The following is a 23,792-nucleotide window of genomic DNA, read 5'->3' as shown; positions in this document are numbered from 1 at the left end:
ACAATGCGCTATCAAGCCCATCCATGAGCGCCAACGACAACGAGCATCGCGGCCTTCTCCCAACCGGCCTCGCCGACCTGCTGCCGCCGGACGCCGCGCGCGAGGCGCACGCCATCGACGTCGCGATCGCCCGCTTCGCCGCCTTCGGCTATGAGCGCGTGAAGCCGCCGGTGGTCGAGTTCGAGGAGTCGCTGCTGGGCGGCCCGGGCGCCGCGCTCGCCTCGCAGACCTTCCGGCTGATGGACCCCGTCTCGCAGCGCATGATGGGCGTGCGGCCCGACATGACCCTGCAGGTGGCGCGCATCGCCGTCACGCGGCTGAAGCACCTCGAGCGGCCATTGCGCCTCTCCTATGGCGGCAACGTGATCCGCGTGCGCGGCAGCGCGCTGAAGCCCGAGCGCCAGTTCGCCCAGGTCGGCGCCGAGCTGTTCGGCGTCGACACGGCCGAGGCCGATGCCGAGGCGGTGCTGCTCGCGGTCGACGCGTTGCACGCGATCGGCGTGGGCGACCTCACGGTCGATCTCAACCTGCCGACCCTGGTCGCGGCCGTGGCCGGCGGATTGAAGATCGACGGCGAGCCGCTGCGCCGCCTGCGCCGCGCGCTCGACCGCAAGGACGAGGCCGCCGTGGGCAAGGCGCTCGGCAACGACCGCAAGACGGCGGGCGTCTTCGTCGGCCTGTTGCGCGCGGCGGGGCGCGCCGAAGCGGCCATCGCGCAGTTGAAGAAGCTCGACCTGCCGGCGGCGGGAGCCGCCGAGGCCCGACGCCTCGCCGAGGTCGTGGCGCTGGTGCGCGCCGCCGATGCGGAGCTGCCGCTCACGCTCGATCCGGTGGAGTATCGCGGCCTCGAATACCAGACCGGCGTCTCCTTCTCCGTGTTCGCCCGCAAGGAACGCCAGGAAGTTGCGCGCGGCGGGCGCTATTCGGCCGGCTATCCGGAGGACGGCGTGAGCGAGCCGTCCACCGGCTTCACGCTCTACATGGACGCGGTGCTCGCTGCCTCCGACGGCGCGCCGGAGCGGCCGCGGCTCTACCTGCCGCAGGGCACTGCGTGGCGCGAAGCCGAGCCGTGGCAGGCCAGGGGCTATGCCGTCGTGCGCGCCGTCGGCGCCGCCGCCGATCCGCGCAAAGAGGCCAAGCGCCTGCGCTGCACGCATGCGCTGATCGACGGCGAGGCCGTGCCGCTCTGACCGGCTTCTCAGGAGACGGTTCGGGAAATCCGGGCTAGCATCGCCGGATCGTGCTGCCGGGGGAGGTCCGCCATGCCGTTCTACGAGAGAGGCAATGTCCGCATCCATTACAAGGAGGTGGGCTCGGGCTTTCCGCTGCTGGTCATCCCTGGCGGCGGGTTGAACTCGACGATCGCCGGCCTCGACGGCAATCATCCGTTCAATCCGATGAAGGAATTCAGCGATCGCTATCGCTGCATCGCTGCCGATCTGCGCAACGCAAACCCGGGGCAATCGGCGGGACCGCTCGAGATCGACCGGCCGTGGGACGCCTACACCGACGACCATATCGGCCTGATGGATCATCTCGGCATCCGGCAGTTCCTGGTGATGGGCTTCTGCATCGGCGGCCCCTTCATCTGGAACCTGCTGAAGCGCGCCCCCGACCGTGTCGCCGCCGCCGTGCTGGCGCAGCCGAGCGGCCACCGCCCCGAGCTGCCCGACCAGTTCTACGACAACAACATGAAGGGCTGGGGCCCTGCCCTCTCGGCGCGCCGGCCCGACATCACGATGGACGGTGTGAGCGCCTTTCTCACCAGCATGTACCGCGACCGCGCCGACTTCGTGTTCACCGTGACGCGCGACTTCGTGCGCGCCTGCCGCACGCCGATCCTCGTCCTGCCCGACGACATCCCGCCGCATCCGTTCGCCGTGGCGATGGAGTCGGCGATGCTCGCACCCAACGCGCAGGTGAGCCTCTATCCCTGGAAGGACCCGAAGGACCGCATCCCGCTCGCGCTGCGCCACATCCGGACCTTCCTGCGCGCGAACGAGCCGGCGGCGGCGACCGCCGCTGTCGGGCAAAGAGCGGCGGCTTCCTAGTGGACCAAATCTAACATTTCGATTCGCGAGGGGATTCCCGATCGGGCTCGCGTATGCGAGTCAGAGGAATGCACGAGCGAACGAACTTTCAGTTGAATGCCACGGACCGTGGCGAGCTGGAGGCGGTGGTGGCCAACCGCAACAGCCCGCAAAAGCACGTCTGGCGGGCAAGGATCGTTCTTTTGACCGCCGACGGGCATGGCACTGCCGAGATCATGCGTGCCACCGGCAAGGCCAAGACGGTGATCTGGCGCTGGCAGGAACGGTTCGGGGCGGAAGGTGCAGCGGGGCTGTGGCGCGACAAGACACGCCCGTCGCGCATCCCGCCGCTCCATCCCGAGGTGGCCGAGCACGTTGTCGCCATGACGCTGGCAGGGCCGCCGTCGGGGGCGAGCCATTGGACCGGCCCGGCGATGGCCGAGGCGGCCGGGATCAGCGTCAGCTCGGTGCAACGGATCTGGCGCGCCCATGGCCTGAGGCCGCATCTGGTCCGCCAATTCAAGCTGTCCAATGATCCGCAGTTTGCCGCCAAGCTCAGGGACATCGTCGGGCTGTACGTCAATCCGCCCGACCACGCCATCGTGCTCTCGGTCGATGAAAAGAGCCAAATCCAGGCGCTGGACCGCACCCAGCCGGGACTGCCGATGAAGAAGGGGCGCGCCGGCACCATGACCCACGACTACAAGCGCCATGGCGTCACCACTCTGTTCGCCGCCCTCGACGTCCTGGAGGGCAAGGTTATCGGCCAGTGCATGAAGCGCCATCGTCATCAAGAGTTCATCCGCTTCCTCAACGCCATCGATGCAAGGACACCCAGGAGAAAGACGATCCACGTCATCATCGATAACTATGCCACCCACAGCCATCCCAAAGTGATGCAATGGCTCGACAAGCATCCGCGGTTCGCCTTCCACTTCACCCCAACGTCGGCGTCCTGGCTCAATGCCGTCGAGGGCTTCTTTGCAAAGCTCGCGAACAAACGCCTCAAGCGCGGCGTCTTCCGATCTCTTCGCGAACTCAAAGACGCCATCCACTGCTTCCTTCGCCTCCACAATGCAGACCCAAGGCCCTTCATCTGGACAAAGGACCCCAACAAAATCATCGCCGCCGTCAAACGAGGGCACCAAGTGTTAGATTCCATCCACTAGCATTGAGACTTGCTCGATTCGCTGTCCTCGAAGTTCGGCGACGATGTCCAGCGGACGTCGTGCCTCAAGAATGTCACAGCGTCCCCGCTGGAGCGCGTGTTAGGCGGATCGTCGGTTTAACCGCCACACAACCTATCTGAACGGAGGCTGAAAGCATGACGGCGGTTGCCGGCGAACGCGATTCGTTGCCTCTGTGCCTTGCGGCCAATCCAACAATAGACGGTTTCCTGTCGACCTGGCTGCTGTTCGCCGCCTCGCCGGCGAAGGTGCTGATGCTCGCGGCGTTGCCCGTTGCGGCCGCGATCTGGGCGCTCCTGTCTCCACCGGTCGTGCTGTCGGAGGAGATGACCTGGGACTTGCTGTTCAATCTCGCGGGTGCCTGGCATCTGCATCTTGGTCACATTCCTCACGTCGACTTCCACGGACCGGTGGGCCAACTCAGCTTCCTGCTGACGGATGTCGGCTTCCGCCTTGTCGGTGTCGGGCCACGTGCGTTTCTGGCCGGCTCTGTCCTGGTGGCCGTCGCGCTTTTTGTGGCAGCAGCGGCCGTAGCCTTGCGACGCCTGCCGCCGCTGCCAGCGGCGATCTTCGTGATGTTCGTTTGCCTGCTCGCCCTGATGCCCGCGAATGTCGGCGACAAGCCCACCGCGCACACCTTTGCCATGTCGTACAATCGATATGGCTGGAGCTGCATCAGCGTTCTGTTCCTCATCCTGTTCCTGCCGCCGCGGCCCTGGCGGTGGGGCGATGCCACGGATATCGCGGTCGCGGCCGGGCTGCTGACCGCGATGTTCTATCTCAAGATGACCTACTTCCTGGTGGGGATCGCGGCACTGCCGGTGGCTGGGCTCGTCTGCGCGCACGTCCGGGCTGCGCCGCGAGGTTGGTATGCCCTCGGATTGGGCGCGTTCGCGCTGGCCGCAGCTCCCGTGAACCGCGCTTACTGGGCCGACCTGTTCGCCGCGGCCGGCGCTGGACAAATGCGGGGCGTGTCCACGGACTATTTCGACAACTTCCTCCAATACAAGGCCGAGTACGCCCCCTATCTTGCCGCCCTCGCGGTCGCGCTCTGGATGTGGCGGCGAAAGGATGCACCGCTCCGGTTGCCAGTGGCGACCGGCTTCATCCTTGCCGGAGGGGCGGCGCTGCTGTCACAGAACGCACAGGTTCACGGCCTGCCGGCGGCGGTCGTCATCGCTTTCCTGTTCTACGCGCTGTTGCGCGAGCTTCATCTGCAGCGCCGTCGCGGCGGCAGCATGGGCCTCCTGCTGGCGCTTCTGATCTTCCCGCTCCTTTCGGTCGGCACGTCAGTGGCAAGTCTCGCCAGTTACAACATCGAGGCCTCGGGCCAGGGCCTGCGGACGCTTCGCGGCACGAACCTGCGCGGTCTTGCCGCTCCGGCCGAACCATCCGGCCTGCTCGCCGCCTTCGCGGGCTCTCGACCCGACTACCATTTGTTGAACCGCGCCCGGGTCGCTTCTCCCGGCTACGAGCTGTCGTCCAGCGAGTATGTCGAGACGCTGCTCGATGCCGTGGCTTTGCTCGGCAAGGCGCCCGGTCGCCACGATCGCATCGTCGTTGTCGACCAGGTCGACCCGTTTCCCTTCATGCTTGGCCTCGCACCGCCGCGCGGCGGCAATCTGTGGTCGGGACCGGACGCCCCCAAGCGGTCTCCGGAAAAGCTTTTCGCCGATGTCGACTGCGTGCTGATTCCGAAGTTCTCGACCTACGGCCTCTGGACGCAACAGGCGCTGGCTATGTACCGACCCTATCTCGAGCGGCACTTCCCTCTTCGGTCGGAAAGCGAAAGCTGGATCCTGCTGAGGCGTGGGCTCGCCGCCGCAGCGACCGACAACGAACCTCCGCCAACGCCCGAAGAGCTCGCTGTCAGCCGCAACGCCGGCCCCAGAAAGGGGCCGCTGATGTCGGCGGCGCCCTTCGTACCCTGACGGCACTCGCAGCCCACTCGCAGGAGCGCAGTGCCGCGATCCTCTTGCCTTCGCCCCTCATGATCCCTTCAGTAGCCGCCCAAGGCGGGCGCAACTGGCGCTGCGCGCTCCCCTGAGCGCTCGGAGCGTGCATGACTGCGGCTCACACGATCCCCAGCGCGCGCATCGCCTCGGCCACCCGGATGAAGCCGGCGACGTTGGCGCCGAGGACGTAGTTGCCGGGGGCGCCGTAGGTGTCGGCCATCTCCGCGCATCGGTCGTGGATGCCGTGCATGATGTGGGCGAGACGCGCCTCCGTGTCCTCGAAGCTCCAGGAATCGCGCGAGGCGTTCTGCTGCATCTCGAGCGCGCTGGTCGCGACGCCGCCGGCATTGGTCGCCTTGCCCGGCCCGAACAGGATGCCGACCTCGAGGAACACCTGCACCGCGTCCGGCGTGCAGGGCATGTTGGCGCCCTCGCCCACCGCCAGCAGACCGTTCTTCACGAGGGTGCGGGCATCCTGGCCGTTCAGCTCGTTCTGGGTCGCGGACGGCATGGCGACGTCGGCCGGGACGTCCCAGATCCGCCCCTGCGGCATGTAGGTCGCGCCGGCGCCGCGCGCGGCAGCATAGTCGGCGACGCGGCCGCGCTTCACCTCCTTGATCTCCTTCAGCAGATCGAGGTCGATGCCGGCCTCGTCGTGGACGTAGCCGTTGGAATCGGAGCAGGCGACGACGCGGCCGCCGAGCTCCATCACCTTCTCGATCGTGTAGATCGCGACGTTGCCGGCGCCGGAGACGACCACTTTCTTGCCGTCGAAGCCATGGCCACGCGTGCGCAGCATGCGCTCGACGAAATAGACCGCACCATAGCCGGTTGCCTCGGTGCGCACCTGCGATCCGCCCCAGGTGAGGCCCTTGCCGGTCAGCACGCCCGATTCGTAACGATTGGCGATGCGCTTGTACTGGCCGAACATGTAGCCGATCTCGCGCTGGCCGACGCCGATGTCGCCGGCCGGCACGTCGATATATTCGCCGAGATGGCGGTAGAGCTCGGTCATGAAGGACTGGCAGAAGCGCATGATCTCGCCGGCCGAGCGTCCCTTGGGATCGAAGTCCGAGCCGCCCTTGCCGCCGCCGATCGGCATGCCCGTCAGGGCGTTCTTGAAGACCTGCTCGAAGCCCAGGAACTTCACGGTGCCGAGATAGACCGTGGGATGAAAGCGCAAGCCGCCCTTGAACGGCCCCAGCGCCGAGTTGAACTGGACCCGGAAGCCGCGATTGATCTGCACCTGGCCCTTGTCGTCGACCCACGGCACGCGGAAGATGATCTGCCGTTCCGGTTCGCAGATCCGCTCGATCAGCGCATCCTCGGCATAGTCCGGATGTTTGGCGACGACCGCGCCGAGACTGCCCAGCACCTCGCGCACTGCCTGGTGGAACTCCTCTTCGCCCGGATTGCGGCGCAGGACATCGGCGAAAATCGGCTGAAGCTTCTCATCGAGCATTTTCTTGGTCGTCCCCGAACTCAATTGCAGACAAATGGGCCCCGCAGATACACCGAACGCGGCGGTCGATTAACTGCTTCTTGTTCAGGGTTTTGGCATGCCGCCTGTCGAACGGACGGCGGTGTCACCTCGTGACGGGACGCGTTCTGAAGAACGCCCACGAATCGCGCATGAATGTCGCGCGTGCGTCGGCCTGGCGCGCCGGGTCCCACAGCGGCGCGGCGGCGCGGCGTTGGAAGAGCATGTCGCGGCGGACGTCGGAGGTGTTGTTCGACGTGCCGTGCGCCACGAAGCTGTGGGTCACGATGATGTCGCCCGCTTCGAGGCGCGGCACGACGAGCTTGGCGCCGGTGAGCAGCACGGGCTGGTAGTCGAGCTTGACTTGGCCCCAGTGCACGGCGGGATCGGCCAGATGGCGGCGGAACTCGGCGGCATACTTCTCGTGCGAGCGCGGCAGCAGGTGGAAGCCGCCCATCGTGTCCGACGTCACCGCCGTCAGCGCCACACCGAACAGGATGTTGAACACGTCGAGCGCCTGGTCCTTGCCGCCGTCGAGATGGAAATGCCGGCCGACGCCGCCCTTGGTCGCGAAGCCCGGCATCGTCGAGGCGAGCTGGACGAAGTCGAGCGGCGGCGCGGACTCCAGGATCTCGAGCGCCAGGGGGTCGAGCGCAGCCGCAGCGATCGCCATGAACTCGGGCCGGTGGCAATGCCGGACCTCCCGCCACAGTTCGTTGCGGCTCCTTTCCCAGCCACCATCGGGATGGATCGCGTTCAGGTGCCGCGCGGCCTCCTGGGCGGCGCGCAGGGTTCCAGCGTCGATCACGCCGGACACGATCGTGTAGCCGTCGCGGCCAAGCTCCTCCCAGTGCGTTTCCTCGAACATCGATGTACAGGCCTTCTGCCGCTCACGACCATCATATAGGTCGGCCGGGCGCAATGACGACCCGGCGGAACGCGGCCGGCCTGCGCGCCGTTCCTACAGAAGGTGCCCATCCCAAGGAGGAACTCCATGTTCCGATCCATTCTCCTTGCCGCCCTCGCCGCCGGAACCCTCGCCACCGGGGCCCTCGTCTCCGCTCCGGCCTGGGCGCAATCGGCCGCCCCGTCGACGAGTCCGCGGGCGACGAGTCCGGGGTCGACCCGGACCAAGGACGACGGTGCCGCCCAGAGCCTGCCGCAAAAGATCCGCGACAAGCTTCAGTCGGAGGGCTTCAAGGACGTCGAGGTGGTTCCGAATTCCTTCATCGTCAGGGCCAGGGACAAGGACGACAATCCGATCATGATGCTGATCGGCCCGAACGGCACGACGATGATCACCCAGCCCAAAAGCGGCCATCCCTCGACCGCCGAGCACAAGGACGACAAGGACCAGGTCATCCAGCAATAGGTGCTGCGGCCGATCGGCCGCACCGGGCGGCTGCTTTTCCTCTTCGCGCCCCTTCGCCAAAGTGCTATCCAGCCTCACGCCTCTCCGGCACCGGCCCGGGGAGGCGTTTTCGTGTCTGCAGGCCGGGGCATCGGGACGGACGGGGCAATGGCCAACGTGGCGGTGATCGGCGCCCAGTGGGGCGACGAGGGCAAGGGCAAGATCGTGGACTGGCTCAGCGAGCGCGCCGAAGTCGTGGTGCGCTTCCAGGGCGGCCACAATGCCGGCCACACGCTGGTGATCGGCAACCAGACCTACAAGCTCGCCCTGCTGCCCTCGGGCGTGGTGCGGTCGGGCAAGCTTTCCGTCATCGGCAACGGCGTCGTGGTCGACCCCTGGCACTTCCTCGAGGAGCTGAAGAAGGTCTCGGGCCAGGGCGTGTCGGTGACGCCGGAAAATCTCAAGATCGCCAACCATGCCGTACTGATCCTGCCGCTGCATCGCGACCTCGACGGCTGGCGCGAGGACGTGCCGGGCACCATCAAGATCGGCACGACGCGGCGCGGCATCGGCCCCGCCTACGAGGACAAGGTCGGCCGCCGCGCCATCCGCGTCGGCGATCTCGCCGAGCCGGACCAGCTCAAGCACAAGGTCGACACGCTGCTGGCGCACCACAATGCGCTGCGCCAGGGACTGGGCAAGCCGACGGTCAATCCCGAGCAGCTTCTGTCCGACCTGCTCGAGCTCGCGCCCAGGATCCTGCCCTTCGCCGAGGATGTCTGGGAGCGGCTCGACACGCTGCGCGCGGCGGGCAAGCGCATCCTGTTCGAGGGCGCGCAGGCCACCATGCTCGACATCGACCACGGCACCTATCCCTTCGTCACCTCCTCCAACACGGTGGCGGCGCAGGCGATGATCGGCTCGGGCATGGGCAACGGCGCGGTGGGCTATGTGCTGGGCATCGCCAAGGCCTACACCACGCGCGTGGGCGACGGGCCCTTCCCCACCGAGCTCAGGAACGAGATCGGCCAGCTCCTGGGCGATCGCGGCAACGAGTTCGGCACCAACACCGGCCGGCGGCGACGCTGCGGCTGGTTCGACGCCGTGATGGTGCGCCAGGCGGTGAAGCTGAACGGCATCGACGGCATCGCGCTCACCAAGCTCGACGTGCTGGACGGGCTGAAGGAGATCAAGGTCTGCGTCGGCTACGAGCTCGATGGCCAGCGGATCGAGCGCTTCCCCTTCACCATGGGCGCGCAGGCCAAGCTCAGGCCGGTCTGGGAGACCTTCGAGGGCTGGGAACAGAGCACGCACGGCGCGCGCGCCTACGCCGAGCTACCGGCGACCTGCATCAAGTACGTACGCCGCATCGAGGAGCTGGTCGGCTGCCCGGTGGCCCTGCTCAGCACCAGCCCGCAACGCGAGGACACGATCCTGATGACGGATCCCTTCCGGGACTAGGGCCTTCCGGATCGCGAGCTTCCAGCTCGCTCGAATCATGAGCGCGCAGGATGCGCGCGGTCCGGAAGATTCAATGGATGGCGGCGTACATGATCCTGTCCTCGGTCGCGTCGGCGGCGTCGAATTCGGCGACGATGCGGCCGAGGCGAGCAACCAGGATGCGGTCGGAGATGGCCAGCACCTCGGGCAGGTAGGAGGAGATCACCACCACCGCCTTGCCCTCCTCCGCCAGCCGGCGGATCTGGGCGTGGATCTCGGGAATGGTCCCGACATCGACGCCGCGCGTCGGCTCGTCGAAGATCACGATCTGCGGGTCCTGCACCAGCGACTTCGCGACGACGACCTTCTGCTGGTTGCCGCCGGAGAGCTCGACGATTTTGGCCTTGCGCTGCAAGGCGCTGATCTTCAGCCGCTCGACCCAGTGGCTCGCCAGCTCGTTGCGCATCAGCTTCGACAGCAGGAAGCGCCAGCCGGTGCGCGTCGAGAGCTTGCCGAGGTAGACGTTGTCGTCGACCACCATGGTCTCGAAGTAGCCGTTGAGCTTGCGATCCTCGGTGATGTAGGCGATGCCGGCGTCTATCGCCTGCTTCGGGACGCGGTAGCGCACCGGCTTGCCGCGCAGCTTGATCGTGCCGCCGTTGATCAGGTTGCGCTTCAGCGCGCCGAAGATGATCTTGGCGATCTCGGTGCGGCCCGAGCCGATCAGGCCCGCGATGCCCACCACCTCGCCGGCATAGACCGAGAACGACATGTTCTTCACCACCATGCCCATGGTGACGTTCTCGACCGTGAGCATCTTCTCGCCGCGCACATGCGGCTTGCCGCCATTGGCCGTCCGGGCGGCGCGGGCATAGTGCGTCTGGGCGATGTCGCGGCCGACCATGTGGTGGACCAGCTTTTCGCGCGTCATGTCGGCGGTCCTGGCCGTCACGACCAGCTTGCCGTCGCGCAGCACGGTGATGCGGTCGGAGATCTGCAGGCTCTCTTCCAGCGCATGCGAGATGTAGATGATGGCGACGCCGCGGCGGCGCAGGTCGCGCACCAGGTTGAAGAAATGGATGATTTCTTCGGGCGTGAGGCTCGCCGTCGGCTCATCGAAGATGATGATGCGCGCCTTGTTGTAGACGGCGCGCGCGATCTCCACCATCTGCCGCTTGGCGGTGCCCAGCAGAGCGACCGGCGTCGCCGGGTCGATGTGGAAGTTGAGCGACTGCAGGAGCTGCTGGGCCTGGATGTTCAGCGTCCGAAAGCGCGTCAGCAGCTTCTCGTTGCCGAGCTCGATGTTCTGCGCCGCCGTCATGGTCGGCACGAGGCTGGTCTCCTGGTAGACCATGCAGATGCCTGCAGCCAGCGCATCACCCGGCCGCTCGAACGCAGCCGGCTTGCCGTCGACGTAGTATTCGCCGGAAGTCAGCTTGATGGCGCCGGCGATCGCCTTGCAGAGCGTCGACTTGCCGGCGCCGTTCTCGCCCACCAGCGCATGCACCTCGCCGGGGTAGAGATCGAAGTCGATGTCCTCGATGGCATGCACGCCGCCATAGACCTTGCTGCCGTGCGCGATCCGCAGCACCGGCTCGCGCACCGCGGCCGGCGACGCCGAAGGCATGGGCATCGTGGCGGCGTCGTTCATGCGCGGCCTCCCGTGCCGTCGATCAGCACCTGCCCGCTGCCCTTGGAGACGATGACCAGACCCTGCGGTGTCTCGCAGGCGGCGGTGATGCCGTGGCGATGGCCGCCGACGCGGCTGTGCAGGCTCGACACCGCATCACCCTCCTCGTCGATGCGCACCAGGAGCCCGTAGGAGCGCGGCGGCGCCCACGGCTTCTGGATGCCGAGCGCCTTGATCGAGCCGAACTGCATCGGCTCCAGGCAATGGCCGGTGGTGTGCAGCGCCGGCGCAACCCAGAGCGAGGGATCGACGGTGCGCATCATCTCCTCGCGGAAATCGTCCTCGCGCAACACGAACTCGACAAGATGCGTGCGCACGGCGAAGAGGCTGAGCCAGAAGCCGCCGGCCCTGGCCGCAGCAAGTCGTGCGGGATAGCCCGGCAAGTTGCCGTTGACGACGGAGACGGCGCCGATGCCGCGCCCCTGCAACGGGGCGCGGCTCAGCCGATGGTTCCAGCTTTCGGTGAACCAGAGGCTGCTGTCCGGTGCGACCGCGAGACCGTGCGGGTAGTGCAGGCGGTCGAGCAGCACGTCCGGCCGGTCGAAGCCGGGGCCGCAGGCGATCAGGCGGCCCAGACGGTTCTTCTGCATCAGATCGGTGCACCAGTCCCGAGGCAGGTTCCGGCTGCTGCCGTTGGTCATGAAGATGCTGCCGTCGGCCGCGGCCGCGACGCTGGTCAGGCAGTGAAGCGGCTGGTCTACCGCCTGGTTGAGCCAGCTCTGACGGCCCTTGCCATCGATCGCAGCGAGCCCTTGCCCTGTGACACAGACCAGCAGCCGGCCGTCGGGATGGAAAGTGAGACCGCCGGCATCGGCCTCGAAGCTCGCAAAGACGCTACGGTCCGCATAGCCTTCGCCCGAAAGCCGCAGCACCTGCCGGCCGCCGGAGACGTAGAGCGCACCGTCCGGCCCTTCAACCACGCAATCGGCGCCGGGGATCGGCTCGCCGACCGGCGTGCAGGCATCGAGGCGATCGTTGGGGCCGAGCGCACCGTCCATCGATGGAATGGCATGCTGCTCCCGGTTCGGGAACAGGATCTGCTCCATGTCGCGCAGGAAGAAGGTGAAGAAGCCCATCGCTCAGCTCCTGTCGCGCCGCTTGCTGCCCCAGTAGGCCTCATAGCCGGTCCAGGTCGGATCGGCGCCGTCAAGCCGGATACGGCCGATGCGGTTGTTCTCCAACCCGCCGAGATAGAGCCAGCCCTTGTGCTCGCGCATCGAGGTGAGTGTCGAGTGCGAGATGCCGGTCGGATCCCAGAACGCCTCCAGCACCTCGCCCTGCTCGGTGAACTTCACCACGCAGCCGTGATTGAGGCCGGGCGCCAGCCATTCGTCGGTCGGCACCTGCTTCACCATGCGCAGGCGGAATCCCGGCTTGCGCATGGCGAGGTCGAAGACCGGTGTGCGGATGCCGACCAGCGCCAGCCAGTAGTTGCCGTCGGACGCGCGATTGATGTTGTCGCAATTGCCGGGAATCCGGTCGAGCACCACCTCGAGCTTGTCCTTGTCCGGCCCCTGCAGCCAGAGCCGGAAGACCTTGCAGAGCGAGGTGCTGGCGATCAGCACCGACCTGCCGTCATGGCTGACACAGATGCCGTTGGGGAAGTAGAAGTGGTTCAGGACCGTCCAGGTCCTGCGCGTCGCGGGATCGTAGCAGACCAGCCGGCCGTTCGGCCGTCCCTCCATGATGTCGAGTGAGTTGGTCGTCATCTCGTAGCGCGTCGTGCAGTCGCTGAAATAGGTCCTGCCGTCGGGCGCGATATCGAGGTCGTCGGCCATGCGCAGCCGGCTGTCGTCGTTCAGCTTGTACCAGGTGCGGTTGGTCTCGTCGGTGACCTTGTAGACTTCCCCGTCGGGCCGCACGCCGTAGACGCCCATGCCGGCGACGGCGACGATCAGGTTCTCGTCCTTGTCGAACTGCATGCCGAGCGGCCGGCCGCCGATATGGGCGAAGACCTCGCGACGCTCGAAGTTCGGCCCGGAGAAGCGGATGATATTGCCGTCGCGTGTCGAGCCGTAGACCCGGTCCTGTCGGTCGACGATCACGTCCTCCGGCCCCTCCACCTGGTCGAGGCCGATGGCTTCCGCCTTGATCAGACGGTCGTTCTGGGCCCACGGCGAGCCGCTGCCCGACAGGATCGATGGCGATGGCGCGAGCGGCACGCGCGCCGGATTGACATAGATCTTCTGCACCGCCTTGCCGCGGTTCTTGGCCCACTTCACGTCGATGCCGACCGCCGCCAGCAGGATGACACCGATGGCACCGGACGTGACGTAGCCCGGGATTCCCATGCGCACGAGGCCGTTGGTCAGCAGGAAGATGATGACGCCGCCGATCATGGCCCGCCATACGGTGCCCTTGCCGCCGGCGAGCGACACGCCACCCAGCACGACCGCCGTCAGCGCCTGGAACTCCCAGCCGACGCCGGTGGTCGAGTCCGTGCTGGTCTGGCGGGCGGCATAGAAGACCCCGCCGAAGGCGCAGAGCATGCCCGACAGCATGTAGGTGAGCAGCAGCATGCGCTCGACCGGGATACCGGCATGACGGGCGGCCTTGCGGTTGGCGCCGATCGCGGTCAGATGCCAGCCGAAGCGCGAGCGGCTGAGGAACAGATGGCCGATCAGCAGGACGACGATCAGCGTCGCCGCATTGATCGGCACGCCGAACACGTCGCCGATGCCGAGATAGTCCCACGCGTCGCTGTCGACCGAGCCGGTGGCGAAGACGGTTGCGAAGCGCTCGTTCAGGAGGTTCACCGATGCGCGCAGGATGATCAGGGTCACGAGCGTCGTCAGGAACGGCCGCGCCTTGAGATAGCCGACCAGCGTGCCGTTGACCGCGCCGATCAGCATGCCGACCGCCAGCGTCGCCGACACGGCCGCCCACGCCGGCAGCTCGAGCACGTACAGGAAATAGAGCGCGGCGAAGTTGCAGACGGCGAAGATCGCCCCGACGCTCAAGTCGATGCCGCCGCTGATCAGGCTGAAGGCCATCGCGAGCGCAACGAAGCCGAACTCGGCATAGAGCCGCATCAGCGACAGGATGTTCTCGAGGTTCGTGTAGTTGGGAATGGTCGCGGCGAAGGCCGCCACCAGCACCACCATCACGGTGAACGGGATCACCGGCTCGAACCACTGCTTCATCAGCAGCTCGGACAGGAGCAGGCGCGGCGACAGGCTGGCGCGCAGCCGCATTCCGAAGCTGTTCTCCATGCTGGCGATCGACATCGGTACTCTCCAGTCAGCAGAGCTATCGCATAGGGCGAAAGAGGTCAGTCGCAGAAGATGGTGTCATCCCTCGCTTCGCTCGGGACGACACCAATGGATACCCGCGATGACACCGTCTCCTGACGCTTCGGCTATTTCTTGTTCTCGGCCGACGGCGCCAGCGGCACCGGCGAGGACGATCCCGATTGCGGCAGGGCGAAGCAGTTGGCACCGCTCGCGTTGCTCTTGTCGAGCCAGATCGGCCGCGTATAGAGCGCGCGATGCACGGTCCCGGGCTTCTCCTTGCTCTGCATCAGCAAAAGCGCAGTATTCACGAGCTCGTGACCCTGCTGGGTCGCGGTGTAGCTCAGGAACTTGTAGAAGTTGCCGCGGTTCACCTGCTCGCAATCGAGCTGCGATCCTTCGCCCGAGGCATAGACCTTGACCTGATCGATCTTGCCGGCGTTGCGGATCGCCTGGGCGGCGCCCGACTCCATGATGCCCCAGAAGCCGATGCTGGCGCAGAGATCGGGATTCTGCTGGATCACCGTCGCGGTGATGTTCAGGGCGTTGTTGGCGTCCCAGGCGGCGGCCTGGTTGGAGACAACCTTGATCGCCTTGTCCTTGTTGAACACCTCCATGATGCCGGCGATCTGGTCGACACTTGCGGCGGCGGCCAGCTCGCCCTGGACGATCTGCACCTTGCCCGACTTGCCGCTGCCCGTGCCGCACTGCTTGACGACGTCGTCGGCGATCATGCGGCCGACCTCGAACCAGTCGGCGCCGACGAAGGCGTCGGACTTGTAGTTCGAGGACATGTTGATCTGGATGACGTGGATCCCCTCCTTCTCGGCGCGCTTCAGCTCCTTCATGAGCAGCGTCACGCTGGGGTTCTGCACGATCAGCACGTCGGGCTTGTCGTTGACCAGCGCCGTCAGCGCCTGCTGCATCGCCGACGGATTGTTGTTGGGGTCGCGCACCACGTACTTGATGCCGCGCCACTCGGCCTCAGTCTTCAGCACGCGGTTCCATTCGTCCTGCAGCGGCACGCCGAGCGCAATCGGCAGGAAGGCGATCGTCCTGCCCTTGACGTCCTTGTCGAAGGCGGCGCGCAGCTCCCGCGCCGTCTTGGTGCCCTGCTCCTGGGCGAGGGCAAGCGGCACGCCGATGGCCGTGAGGCCGGCCAACGCGACGACTGCCATCGATCGCAATGACTTGTACGACATGCTTCGTTCCTCCCTGCGTTGCCGTTGATCGTTGGATGTCCTGCTGTCACTCGCCTTGGCGCGCGGTCTCCTCGTCCCGGGGGTGCAGCCAGTTGTCGACGACGATGGCGCCAAGCAGGACCAGGCCCTTGATGATGTTCTGCACCTCGCTGTTGATGTCCATGATGGTGAAGGCGTTGAACAGCGTGCCGATCAGGGCGCAGCCGACCACCACGCTGAACACGCCGCCACGGCCGCCGACCAGGCTGATGCCGCCCAGCACCACCACCAGGATCACATCGAAGATATAGGTCCCCTGCACGATCCCCATCTGCATGCTGCCAGTCGTGCCAATCCAGACCAGGCCGGCGAGCCAGGCCAGCAGTGCCACCAGGACATACTCGAGCACGATCAGCGGGCGTAGCGCGATGCCGGTGAGCCGCGCCGCCTCGGGATTGTCGCCCTGGCCGTAGATGAAACGGCCGGTCGAGGTGCGCGACAGGAAGAGATGCATCCCGATCGCGGCCAGCGCGAAGACGATGATCGGCACCGGAATGCCGAACAGCCGGTTGTGCCCGAGATAGAGAAGATAGGGCGCATCATCCGGCTTGGGAGCATAGACGACCCACGACGGGGCATACCAGAAGGCCGCGCCGTAGATCACGAAGCCGGCCGCCAGCGTCACGAACAGGGCCGGCGCCTCAACGAAGGCCACCATCACGCCGTTGGCGACCCCGATCACGACGGCGATGAGCAAGGCCGTCACGACCGCCCAGAAGACCGGCATGCCGTGCTGGATGTTGATCAGCGCCACCGACCAGGAGCCGGCCATGATCGCGACCTCGCTGAGGTCGATGCCGCGGCTGATGACGATCAGCCCCATGCCGAGGCCGAGGATGCCCAGGATGGAGATGCTGCGCACGAGATTGAGGAGATTGCTGACCGCGGCGAAGCCCGGCAGCGTCAGGCCGAAGACGACCAGCAGAGCCAGCGTGATCAGCAAAACGATCTGCTCCTGCGTCGGCTTCCGCAGAAGCTGCGCGAGCAGCGCGCCGACCGGGCCGCGTTCCTCTCTCGTAGATGCACTGACCGCCATTGCGAATGCACCTCCCGGATTTCATTCTTGCTGCACTTCCATGTCACGGAAGTGCCTTCTCCTGCGCTGTATGAACGTTAACTCATCGACCCAGCCTCTGCCAGCGGCCGTGCGCGCATATCTCTAACGCGCTAGGCTCCACCGGTCGCGTCGCGTGTCATCACACCATTAAATGCAATCGAGGGGAACGTCATGTCGAGGACGATGGTGATCACTGGTGCGCTCACGCTCGCCGCCGCGCTCTTCGGCACCGCGCAGGCTGCCGACTTCAAATTGACCAGCACGACCATCAAGCCGGGCGGCACGGTGCCCAACGAACAGGTGTTCAACGGCTTCGGCTGCACCGGCGGCAACGTCTCGCCCGAGCTCTCGTGGAGCGGCGCACCGGCCGGCGCCAAGAGCTTCGCCCTCACCGTCTACGATCCCGACGCGCCGACCGGCAGCGGCTTCTGGCACTGGGTCGTCGTCAACATGCCGCCGGACACCAAGGCGCTGCCGAAGGGAGCGGGCAAGCCCGGTGCGCCCGGGCTGCCGGCCGGCGCGCTGATGACCCGCACGGATTTCGGCGCGCCCGGCTATGGCGGCCCCTGCCCGCCCAAGGGCGACAAGCCGCACCGCTATCAGTTCACGCTGTTCGCCGTCGACCTGCCCAAGCTCGACGTCACGGCTGACTCCTCGGCCGCCGTCGTCGGCTTCAACCTCCACTTCCACACGCTCGGCAAGGCGACCTTCACGGCGACCTACGGACGGTGACCATCTTCGGGACCGCGAGCTTCCAGCCCGCTCATGAGCGCGCAGGATGCGCGCGGTCCGCATGAGCATGAATCGTCAGATGCTGAGATCGAGGAGGTTGTAGTCCTTGATGTCGGCTTTGGCCTGCGCGTCCCAGCGATAGGTAAGCCCCTCGTCGGCGTGCGGCTTGTAGACGAAGGGCGTCTCGTGCGGGAAGCGCCGGCGCCGCGCATCGATGGCATAGCCGATGAGGCGCGCGCGCTCGCGGATGCGGTCGGCGTCGTACACCGCCTCCTTGTTGTGCAGCCCGCCCCCCTTCACGCCGAGCACCGACTTCCGGCGATGGAAGCCCATGTTCAATGTCACGCGCCAATCCTTGCTGGTATTGGCGAACGAGCCGTGCAGGGTCTGGCGGTTGGTGACCGCCACGTCGCCGGGCTTGCAGATCATCGGCACGGCGTCCGGCAGACGCTCGCTGCCCGCCCAGGCAACCAGCGCCTTGATGTCGAGCTTGCCGAGCTTGTGCGAGCCCGGGACGACCCACACGCCGTTGGCCGCCGTGCAGCCATAGAGCTGGGCCATCATGTTGAAGCCGTGGCTGCCCTCGTCCCAGTCGGGGCTGTTCCAGTGCGTGACACCGTCCTGGTGCCAGGCGACCGAGGCGCCGCGGCCGGGCTCCTTGATGAAGATCGCATCGCTGAACGGCGTGAAATCCGGACCGTTGATCGCCGCGACGATGGCGAGAAGCTGCGGATGCCCGTAAAGGCGAAGTGCCGCCTCCGAGAACTGCAGCGAGCCCAGGATCAGATAGACGACTTCCTTCGGGGCATCGGCGGCCGCCTTGGGCTCGAACATCTTCACGGGATGACGGCCATTGGCGAGATCGGTGCCGCCGAACGGATCGCCGAGCGGCTTGGACCAGAAGAGCGTCGGCGCCGTGCAGTCCGCCGCCAGCGCCGGCCGACCCTTGGCGTCGAGGGGCGCATCCTTCTCGACGGGGAGCCGATCGAGGATGTCCTTCACGTCGCGCTCGATGTCGGCCAGCTCGTCGGGCTTCAGCACCCCCTCGAAGACGTAGAAGCCGCAACGCCAATAGGCATCGAGAATGTCGGAATGGAGAGCGCCCGACGATGTGAAGCGGATCGGGCCACGATTGCCGAGCGCGAAGGCGCGTTGCTCGCCCTCCCGCAGATAGTCCTGCATCGCCGCTTCCTCGGCGCCGTAATCGGCCAGTGCGACCGGCTTCGATCCGTCCATGGCTTCCTCCCTGGAAGATGGCCTCGCAAAAGGATAACGCCCGCCTGCGACGGCTGACAATCGTCGCACCCCATGCCGCCTTTCGCATCGCGGCGATAACCATCCTGCCGGCGTCGCAAGTCGTTTCCAGCCCGAAGGGACCGCGCTACCCTCGCCCACCCCAGGGAGGAAACCATGCCCGACGCCCGCGTCACCAACACCATCACGGGTCGCGATGCCTTTCTGCGCGTGCTGAGCGACGAAGGTGTCGAGAAGATGTTCGGCAATCCCGGCACGACCGAATTGCCGATCATGCATGCGCTCTCGTCGGCGCCGGAGATGGGCTACGTGCTGGCACTGCAGGAGGCGATCGTGATCGCGATGGCCGACGGTTACGCCCGCGCCTCGGGCAAGCTGGTCTCGTGCAACGTCCATGTGGCGCCGGGCCTCGGCAATGCGATCGGCTCGATCTACACGTCCTACATGTCGGGCACGCCGATGATCGTGACGGCGGGCCAGCAGGAGCAGGGCCACGGCCTCACCGAGCCTCTGCTCTATGCGCCGCTCGTGCCGATCGCGACGCCGGTCGTGAAATGGGCGACGGAGGTCAATCGCATCGAGGATCTGCCGCGCATCCTGCGCCGCGCCGCCAAGGTGGCCACGACCGCGCCGACTGGACCCGTGTTCATCTCGCTGCCCGGCGACATCCTGAACAACGAGGCGGCGATCGATCTCGGCGCGTCGACCCGCGTCGACACGGCGGTGCGTCCATCGGACGCCGCGCTGGAGCATCTGGCCAGGCGCCTCTTGTCGGCGAAGAAGCCCGTCCTCCTCGCCGGTCCGGAGATCGCCTCCTCCGATGCCTTCGCCGAGGCCGCCGCGCTCGCCGAGACGCTGGGCGCGCCGGTGCTGCAGCAGACCGTGGGCTACGGCGCGCACTTCCCCAGCGAGCATCCGGCCTATCTCGGCGCCCTCAACCGCGACCAGAAGCGCGTGCGGCAGATCCTTTCCGAGTACGACCTGATGTTCTGCGTCGGCTCCGATGTGCTGAAGATGTCGGTGTGGAGCGAGGTCGAGCCGCTGCCCGAGACCACCAAGGTGGCGATGCTGGGCCTGCGCGACTGGGAGATGGGCAAGAACTTCCCGGCCGAAATCGCGCTGCGCGCCGATGTGAAGGAGACCTTGAAGGCGTTGGTGCCGCTTCTGAAGAAGCTGGGCGGCGCGGCGCTGGCGGAGAAGGCCCGGGCGAACCTCGCGGCCCTCGCCTCGAAGAACTGGAGCGCCCAACGCGCTCAGCGGCTGAAGGCGCTGGCCAGGCCCGTCTCCGGCCAGCCGCTGGCCGCCGAATGGGTGATGGCGAAGCTCGGCGAGACGCTGCCCGGGAACGCCGTCGTGGTCGACGAGGGCATCACCAGCGCCGGCACCCTGACGTCCTATTTCCCCTATCGCGACCGCAACAGCTTCTTCGGCAATGTGAGCGGCGGCATCGGCTGGGGCATCGCCGCCGCGGTGGGCGTCCAGATCGCCCTGCCCGAGCGCCGGGTCGTGGCGGTGATCGGCGACGGCAGTGCGATGTATTCCATCCAGGCGCTCTGGACCGCCGCGAACCTCCGTCTGCCGGTGACGTTCCTCATCTGCAACAACGGCGGCTACCAGATCCTGAAGAACCGGCTGAAGCTGTTCCACGGCAACGACCGGCCGATCGGCATGGACTTCAAGGACCCGCCGATCGACGCCTGCGCGCTGGCCAAGGGCTTCGGCGTCGCTGCCGAGCGCGTCGACACGGCCGAGACTTTCGAGGCGTCGCTCGCGAAGTCGCTGAAGGCGAGCGGTCCGACCCTGATCGAGGTGATGGTCAGGAGCTGATTGCCAGCCGCGCAAACCTGCGCGCGCTCCTACTCCGCTGCGTGAGCGGACGGCACGGGCGGATGCATGGCCGCCGCGAGCGTCGAGGCGTAGACGTCGCGCCACGGGCTTTGATCGGCGCTGGTGAAGTAGCCGCTGCGGGCGCCGCGATAGAGGCTGCCGTCCTCCGCGCCGGGCGGCAGCCTGCCCTCGTCCCTCAACGCGCGGGCAGCGAGCAGCAGGCGGCGACGCGTGCGGGTGATCATCTGGTCCGACGGCGCGAGATGCTCGAAGTCGTGGTCCGTGACCGGTCCCATGCTTTCGGTGATCGCCTGGTCCTGCAGATGGATGCCGTCGATGCCGCTGTAGATCGTGTTGCGGCGCTGCGCCTCGCGGTCCATGCCCCAATCATTGCCCTCGTTCATCGCCATGCGCCAGCGGCCGAGCCAGTCGGTGGTGTTGGGCAGGAACTTGAGCCCGCCGCGCCCGGTGCCGCCGATCGGCCGGCCGTCTTTGAACGCGGGCTGCGGCAGGCTCATCGCCGACCGCGCCTTCTTCCACCAGATGAAGACGAACATGGTGTGGCCGTCGTCGAGCGGCACCCAGCCGCGCGCATGCATGTGACTGTCGAACTCGCCGTTGGGCGCCTGCGACCAGCAGGGGAACAGGAAATTGGCGAAACGCCAGTAGGTGCGGCCGGGACCCGCGGCGCGGTAGCCGGCATACTGCGTACCCCATGGCGCGTCGGCGACATGGTACTGCGGCGCGCGGTTGGTGATGGTGTAGTAGAAGGGATCGCTCTCGGGCACGTCGTCGGGATCGACGTGACCGCCGTGCAGGAAGCCGAAATGCGAGGTGTCGATCTCGCCCTCGAGCGCCTGCAGCCAGTTGCAGTCGCGCTGGATGAGGCTGACGTTGATCTCCTCCTCCGGCATGTCGAGGATCTCGAATCCGGGCAGCGGCGGCGCCTCGGCGCGCCCGCCCATATAGACCCAGACGAGGCCGGCGCGTTCGATCGTGCGATAGGCCTTGGCCTTCACCTTGTGCTTGAAGTCCTGATGCTCGGGCACGCTCGGCATGTCGACGCAGTTGCCGGCCACGTCGTATTTCCAGCCGTGATAGAGGCAGCGCAGGCCACCCTGCTCGTTGCGGCCGAGGAACAGCGAGGCGCAACGGTGCGGACAGCGATGGTCCATCACCCCCACTTGGCCCGCGCTGTCGCGGAAGGCGACCAGCTTCTCGCCGAGCAGCATCAGCCTGGTCGGGGGGCCGTCGCGCTCGAGTTCCGACGACATCAGCGCCGGCAGCCAGTACTGCCGCATCAGATGGCCCATCACCGTACCGGGCCCGACCTGGGTGAGTTCCGCGCCTTCGCTCGCCGTGGTCATGTGATCGCCTCAGGCTCTGTGGCTCGACGGAGAATAGCGGGCGCTATCGTGGCGCGCCAAGGCAAAGATCCCTCGCAGACGCTCGGGATGACACCGTTGGTGGGGCCGACGCTGTGCGTCACCGCGAAATGGGTATCACCCCGAGGCCGCAGGCCGAGGGATCTCTAGTCCGCCGCCTTCTCGTGCTTCTTGATGGACGGCATCAGGCCGGTCGGATCGACCAGCTTGCCGTGCACGATCATGTTGTGGGCGTGCGCCAGATGATGCAGCGCGAAGGAGGTCTGCATGGCGCTCACGCGGCCCTGCGCATCCTGCGCCGCATTGACCGCCTGCTTCACCAGTCGCAGTGCAAAGAGCGGCTTCTGGGCGATCCGCTCCGCCATCGCCATGCCGAAGGTCTCGAGCTCAGCACGCGGTACGACATGGTTCACCATGCCCAGCCGATGCGCCTCATCGGCCTTGATCCAGTCGGCGGTGAACAAGAACTCCTTGGCCTTGCGCACGCCCATCTCCCACGGATGGGCGAAGAACTCGGCCCCGCCCACGCCCATTGCCACCGTATGGTCGAGGAATTCGGCGTCGTCGGCCGCCACGATGAGATCGCATGGCCACATCAGCATCAGGCCGCCGGCGATCACCTTGCCGTGCACCAGGGCGAGGGTCGGCTTGGGAATGTTGCGCCAGCGCTCGCAGAAGCCGACATAGATTTCCTGCTCGCGTGCGTACTGCGCCTCGGCGCCGGGCTTGCCGAAGCCGCCCCAGGTGCCGACAGTCTCGTGCTTCCTCATGTTGCCGTGCCCGTCGACCTCGCGCAGGTCATGGCCGGAAGAGAAATGCGGGCCGTTGGCCGACAGCACGATCACCTTCACATGGTCGTCAGCGGCGGCACGATCGAAGGCCTCGTTCAACTGATAGAGGAACGCCGTGTCCTGGGCGTTGCGCGTGTCGGGCCGGTCGAGCACGATGCGCGCGATCGCGGGTGTCGGCGTTTCGTAGCGAATGGCCGGGCTCGTCATGATGTCCTCCCAATTCCTGCTCGAGCTTACCCATGCCCGCCGTGAAGCACACCTTCATCGAGATCCGTGGTTTCACGATGCACGTCGCGCAGGCCGGCGCCGGCCCGCCGTTGATCCTGCTGCACGGCTGGCCGGAATTCTGGGCGACCTGGGAACCGCTGTTCGAGCGCCTGGCCGATCGCTACACCCTGATCGCACCCGATTTCAGAGGCTTCGGCCAAAGCGGCAATCCCGACGACGGCCGCTCCGATCGGGCGGGTCCCGACGTGCTGGCCGACGACATCGCCGCCCTCATGAAGGCGGTCGGCCTGCAGCATGCAGGGTTCGTCGGCCACGACGTCGGCGGCTACGTGATGCAGCGGCTCGCGCTCAACCACCCTGACAAGGTGGCGGGCCTGTTCTTCTTCAATTGCGGCACGCACGGCATCGGCGCGCGCTGGCGCGATCCACAGCAGATTAACGAGATCTGGTACCAGACCTTCCATCAGATGCCATTCGCGCCCGAGCTGGTCGGCGCGAGCCGCGCGAGCTGCCGCGCCTATATCGGGCACTTCCTGCGACACTGGTCGCACCGCGAGGATGCGTTCGATGGCGTGCTGGAGCGATGGGTGGACAACTTCCTGCGGCCCGGCAACCTGCAGGGCGGCTTCAACTGGTACATCTCCCAGAACGCCGCACGGCTCGCCGTCATGGCTGGCACGGCGCCGAAGCCGCCGAAGATCAGGCAGCCCGCGCGTGTCTTCTGGGGCCGGCACGATCCGGTCCTGAAGAGCGCCTGGATCGACATGGTCGGCGACTATTTCGAGGATGTCGAGGCGAGCGTCGCCGAGGACGCCGGCCACTTCGTGCACTACGAGACGCCCGACCGCGCCACGGCGGAGATCGATCGATTCTTCAGGCGCATCGGCTACGCGCGAATACTTAGGACTTGACCT

19 protein-coding genes are annotated in these 23,792 nt (G+C 66.7%); 9 read left to right on the top strand and 10 right to left on the bottom strand.

Annotation, left to right across the window (positions count from 1 at the left end; translation table 11 throughout):
* Positions 1-23: 23 nt before the first annotated feature.
* From OJF58_RS22085 to OJF58_RS22070, 4 genes are all read left to right on the top strand, one after another.
* Entirely contained in the window at positions 24-1,190 is a 1,167-nt protein-coding gene (locus OJF58_RS22085; RefSeq protein ID WP_300779929.1) for an ATP phosphoribosyltransferase regulatory subunit, read from the top strand.
* Between the two features lie 72 nt (positions 1,191-1,262).
* Positions 1,263-2,051, top strand: a complete 789-nt coding sequence (locus tag OJF58_RS22080) for an alpha/beta hydrolase (protein ID WP_300779926.1) — start codon at positions 1,263-1,265, stop codon at positions 2,049-2,051.
* Between the two features lie 68 nt (positions 2,052-2,119).
* Positions 2,120-3,199 carry an IS630 family transposase gene (locus OJF58_RS22075; RefSeq protein ID WP_300779365.1) on the top strand — a complete coding sequence of 360 codons (1,080 nt, stop codon included), beginning with the start codon at positions 2,120-2,122 and terminating at the stop codon, positions 3,197-3,199.
* A gap of 155 nt (positions 3,200-3,354) precedes the next feature.
* On the top strand, positions 3,355-5,148 hold the full coding sequence (locus OJF58_RS22070; RefSeq protein ID WP_300779925.1) for a hypothetical protein: 1,794 nt from the start codon (positions 3,355-3,357) through the stop codon (positions 5,146-5,148).
* A 142-nt stretch (positions 5,149-5,290) separates the two neighbouring features.
* Here the strand turns inward: OJF58_RS22070 and gdhA are convergent, their stop codons facing one another.
* Together gdhA and OJF58_RS22060 are read right to left on the bottom strand one after the other, a co-directional pair.
* Positions 5,291-6,634, bottom strand: a complete 1,344-nt coding sequence (gdhA, locus tag OJF58_RS22065; protein WP_300779924.1) for an NADP-specific glutamate dehydrogenase — start codon at positions 6,632-6,634, stop codon at positions 5,291-5,293.
* 124 nt (positions 6,635-6,758) lie between these two features.
* A complete protein-coding gene (locus tag OJF58_RS22060; protein ID WP_300779923.1) occupies positions 6,759-7,520 on the bottom strand; it encodes a phytanoyl-CoA dioxygenase family protein in 762 nt (253 codons plus the stop codon).
* Positions 7,521-7,646: 126 nt separating this feature from the next.
* Here OJF58_RS22060 and OJF58_RS22055 point away from each other — a divergent pair, with 126 nt between their 5' ends.
* Positions 7,647-8,024, top strand: coding sequence for a hypothetical protein (locus tag OJF58_RS22055; RefSeq protein ID WP_300779922.1), 378 nt, complete (start codon positions 7,647-7,649; stop codon positions 8,022-8,024).
* 147 nt (positions 8,025-8,171) lie between these two features.
* Positions 8,172-9,464, top strand: coding sequence for an adenylosuccinate synthase (locus tag OJF58_RS22050; protein ID WP_300785361.1), 1,293 nt, complete (start codon positions 8,172-8,174; stop codon positions 9,462-9,464).
* 70 nt (positions 9,465-9,534) lie between these two features.
* Here OJF58_RS22050 and OJF58_RS22045 read toward each other — a convergent pair whose 3' ends face one another.
* The 5 genes from OJF58_RS22045 to OJF58_RS22025 all read right to left on the bottom strand — a co-directional run bounded on the left by OJF58_RS22045 (position 9,535) and on the right by OJF58_RS22025 (position 16,640).
* Positions 9,535-11,070 (bottom strand): sugar ABC transporter ATP-binding protein, encoded by a 1,536-nt coding sequence (locus OJF58_RS22045; protein ID WP_300785359.1) that lies wholly within the window; start codon positions 11,068-11,070, stop codon positions 9,535-9,537.
* A gap of 20 nt (positions 11,071-11,090) precedes the next feature.
* Entirely contained in the window at positions 11,091-12,209 is a 1,119-nt protein-coding gene (locus tag OJF58_RS22040) for a hypothetical protein (RefSeq protein ID WP_300779921.1), read from the bottom strand.
* A 3-nt stretch (positions 12,210-12,212) separates the two neighbouring features.
* Positions 12,213-14,360, bottom strand: coding sequence for an SMP-30/gluconolactonase/LRE family protein (locus OJF58_RS22035; protein ID WP_300779920.1), 2,148 nt, complete (start codon positions 14,358-14,360; stop codon positions 12,213-12,215).
* 131 nt (positions 14,361-14,491) lie between these two features.
* The gene (locus tag OJF58_RS22030; RefSeq protein WP_300779919.1) at positions 14,492-15,565 is read right to left on the bottom strand and encodes a sugar ABC transporter substrate-binding protein; all 1,074 of its coding nucleotides are present in this window, start codon (positions 15,563-15,565) and stop codon (positions 14,492-14,494) included.
* Positions 15,566-15,611: 46 nt separating this feature from the next.
* Complete coding sequence (locus tag OJF58_RS22025; RefSeq protein WP_300779918.1) at positions 15,612-16,640, bottom strand: ABC transporter permease; 1,029 nt, start codon at positions 16,638-16,640, stop codon at positions 15,612-15,614.
* Positions 16,641-16,844: 204 nt separating this feature from the next.
* Between OJF58_RS22025 and OJF58_RS22020 the strand changes: the two genes are divergently transcribed.
* A complete protein-coding gene (locus OJF58_RS22020) occupies positions 16,845-17,393 on the top strand; it encodes a YbhB/YbcL family Raf kinase inhibitor-like protein (RefSeq protein WP_300785358.1) in 549 nt (182 codons plus the stop codon).
* Between the two features lie 75 nt (positions 17,394-17,468).
* Here the strand turns inward: OJF58_RS22020 and OJF58_RS22015 are convergent, their stop codons facing one another.
* The gene (locus OJF58_RS22015; RefSeq protein ID WP_300779916.1) at positions 17,469-18,629 is read right to left on the bottom strand and encodes a phytanoyl-CoA dioxygenase family protein; all 1,161 of its coding nucleotides are present in this window, start codon (positions 18,627-18,629) and stop codon (positions 17,469-17,471) included.
* 174 nt (positions 18,630-18,803) lie between these two features.
* Between OJF58_RS22015 and OJF58_RS22010 the strand changes: the two genes are divergently transcribed.
* Complete coding sequence (locus OJF58_RS22010) at positions 18,804-20,474, top strand: thiamine pyrophosphate-dependent enzyme (protein ID WP_300779915.1); 1,671 nt, start codon at positions 18,804-18,806, stop codon at positions 20,472-20,474.
* Positions 20,475-20,503: 29 nt separating this feature from the next.
* Here the strand turns inward: OJF58_RS22010 and OJF58_RS22005 are convergent, their stop codons facing one another.
* Positions 20,504-21,841, bottom strand: a complete 1,338-nt coding sequence (locus tag OJF58_RS22005) for a Rieske 2Fe-2S domain-containing protein (protein WP_300779914.1) — start codon at positions 21,839-21,841, stop codon at positions 20,504-20,506.
* 164 nt (positions 21,842-22,005) lie between these two features.
* Positions 22,006-22,857, bottom strand: a complete 852-nt coding sequence (locus tag OJF58_RS22000) for an enoyl-CoA hydratase (RefSeq protein WP_300779912.1) — start codon at positions 22,855-22,857, stop codon at positions 22,006-22,008.
* A 32-nt stretch (positions 22,858-22,889) separates the two neighbouring features.
* Here OJF58_RS22000 and OJF58_RS21995 point away from each other — a divergent pair, with 32 nt between their 5' ends.
* On the top strand, positions 22,890-23,789 hold the full coding sequence (locus OJF58_RS21995; protein WP_300779911.1) for an alpha/beta hydrolase: 900 nt from the start codon (positions 22,890-22,892) through the stop codon (positions 23,787-23,789).
* Positions 23,790-23,792: the final 3 nt, after the last annotated feature.

The organism is Enhydrobacter sp. (assembly GCF_030246845.1).
GTDB lineage: Bacteria > Pseudomonadota > Alphaproteobacteria > Reyranellales > Reyranellaceae > Reyranella.
The sequence above is the reverse complement of the archived record's forward strand: the minus strand, read 5'-3'. Positions and strand labels throughout refer to the sequence as shown.

Coding starts and splice junctions, on each gene's coding strand:
- OJF58_RS22085 (WP_300779929.1), top strand. CDS start 24: ATGAGCGCCAACGACAACGAGCATCGCGGCCTTCTCCCAACCGGCCTC.
- OJF58_RS22080 (WP_300779926.1), top strand. CDS start 1,263: ATGCCGTTCTACGAGAGAGGCAATGTCCGCATCCATTACAAGGAGGTG.
- OJF58_RS22075 (WP_300779365.1), top strand. CDS start 2,120: ATGCACGAGCGAACGAACTTTCAGTTGAATGCCACGGACCGTGGCGAG.
- OJF58_RS22070 (WP_300779925.1), top strand. CDS start 3,355: ATGACGGCGGTTGCCGGCGAACGCGATTCGTTGCCTCTGTGCCTTGCG.
- gdhA (WP_300779924.1), bottom strand. CDS start 6,634: ATGCTCGATGAGAAGCTTCAGCCGATTTTCGCCGATGTCCTGCGCCGC.
- OJF58_RS22060 (WP_300779923.1), bottom strand. CDS start 7,520: ATGTTCGAGGAAACGCACTGGGAGGAGCTTGGCCGCGACGGCTACACG.
- OJF58_RS22055 (WP_300779922.1), top strand. CDS start 7,647: ATGTTCCGATCCATTCTCCTTGCCGCCCTCGCCGCCGGAACCCTCGCC.
- OJF58_RS22050 (WP_300785361.1), top strand. CDS start 8,172: ATGGCCAACGTGGCGGTGATCGGCGCCCAGTGGGGCGACGAGGGCAAG.
- OJF58_RS22045 (WP_300785359.1), bottom strand. CDS start 11,070: ATGCCTTCGGCGTCGCCGGCCGCGGTGCGCGAGCCGGTGCTGCGGATC.
- OJF58_RS22040 (WP_300779921.1), bottom strand. CDS start 12,209: ATGGGCTTCTTCACCTTCTTCCTGCGCGACATGGAGCAGATCCTGTTC.
- OJF58_RS22035 (WP_300779920.1), bottom strand. CDS start 14,360: ATGTCGATCGCCAGCATGGAGAACAGCTTCGGAATGCGGCTGCGCGCC.
- OJF58_RS22030 (WP_300779919.1), bottom strand. CDS start 15,565: ATGTCGTACAAGTCATTGCGATCGATGGCAGTCGTCGCGTTGGCCGGC.
- OJF58_RS22025 (WP_300779918.1), bottom strand. CDS start 16,640: ATGGCGGTCAGTGCATCTACGAGAGAGGAACGCGGCCCGGTCGGCGCG.
- OJF58_RS22020 (WP_300785358.1), top strand. CDS start 16,845: ATGGTGATCACTGGTGCGCTCACGCTCGCCGCCGCGCTCTTCGGCACC.
- OJF58_RS22015 (WP_300779916.1), bottom strand. CDS start 18,629: ATGGACGGATCGAAGCCGGTCGCACTGGCCGATTACGGCGCCGAGGAA.
- OJF58_RS22010 (WP_300779915.1), top strand. CDS start 18,804: ATGCCCGACGCCCGCGTCACCAACACCATCACGGGTCGCGATGCCTTT.
- OJF58_RS22005 (WP_300779914.1), bottom strand. CDS start 21,841: ATGACCACGGCGAGCGAAGGCGCGGAACTCACCCAGGTCGGGCCCGGT.
- OJF58_RS22000 (WP_300779912.1), bottom strand. CDS start 22,857: ATGACGAGCCCGGCCATTCGCTACGAAACGCCGACACCCGCGATCGCG.
- OJF58_RS21995 (WP_300779911.1), top strand. CDS start 22,890: ATGCCCGCCGTGAAGCACACCTTCATCGAGATCCGTGGTTTCACGATG.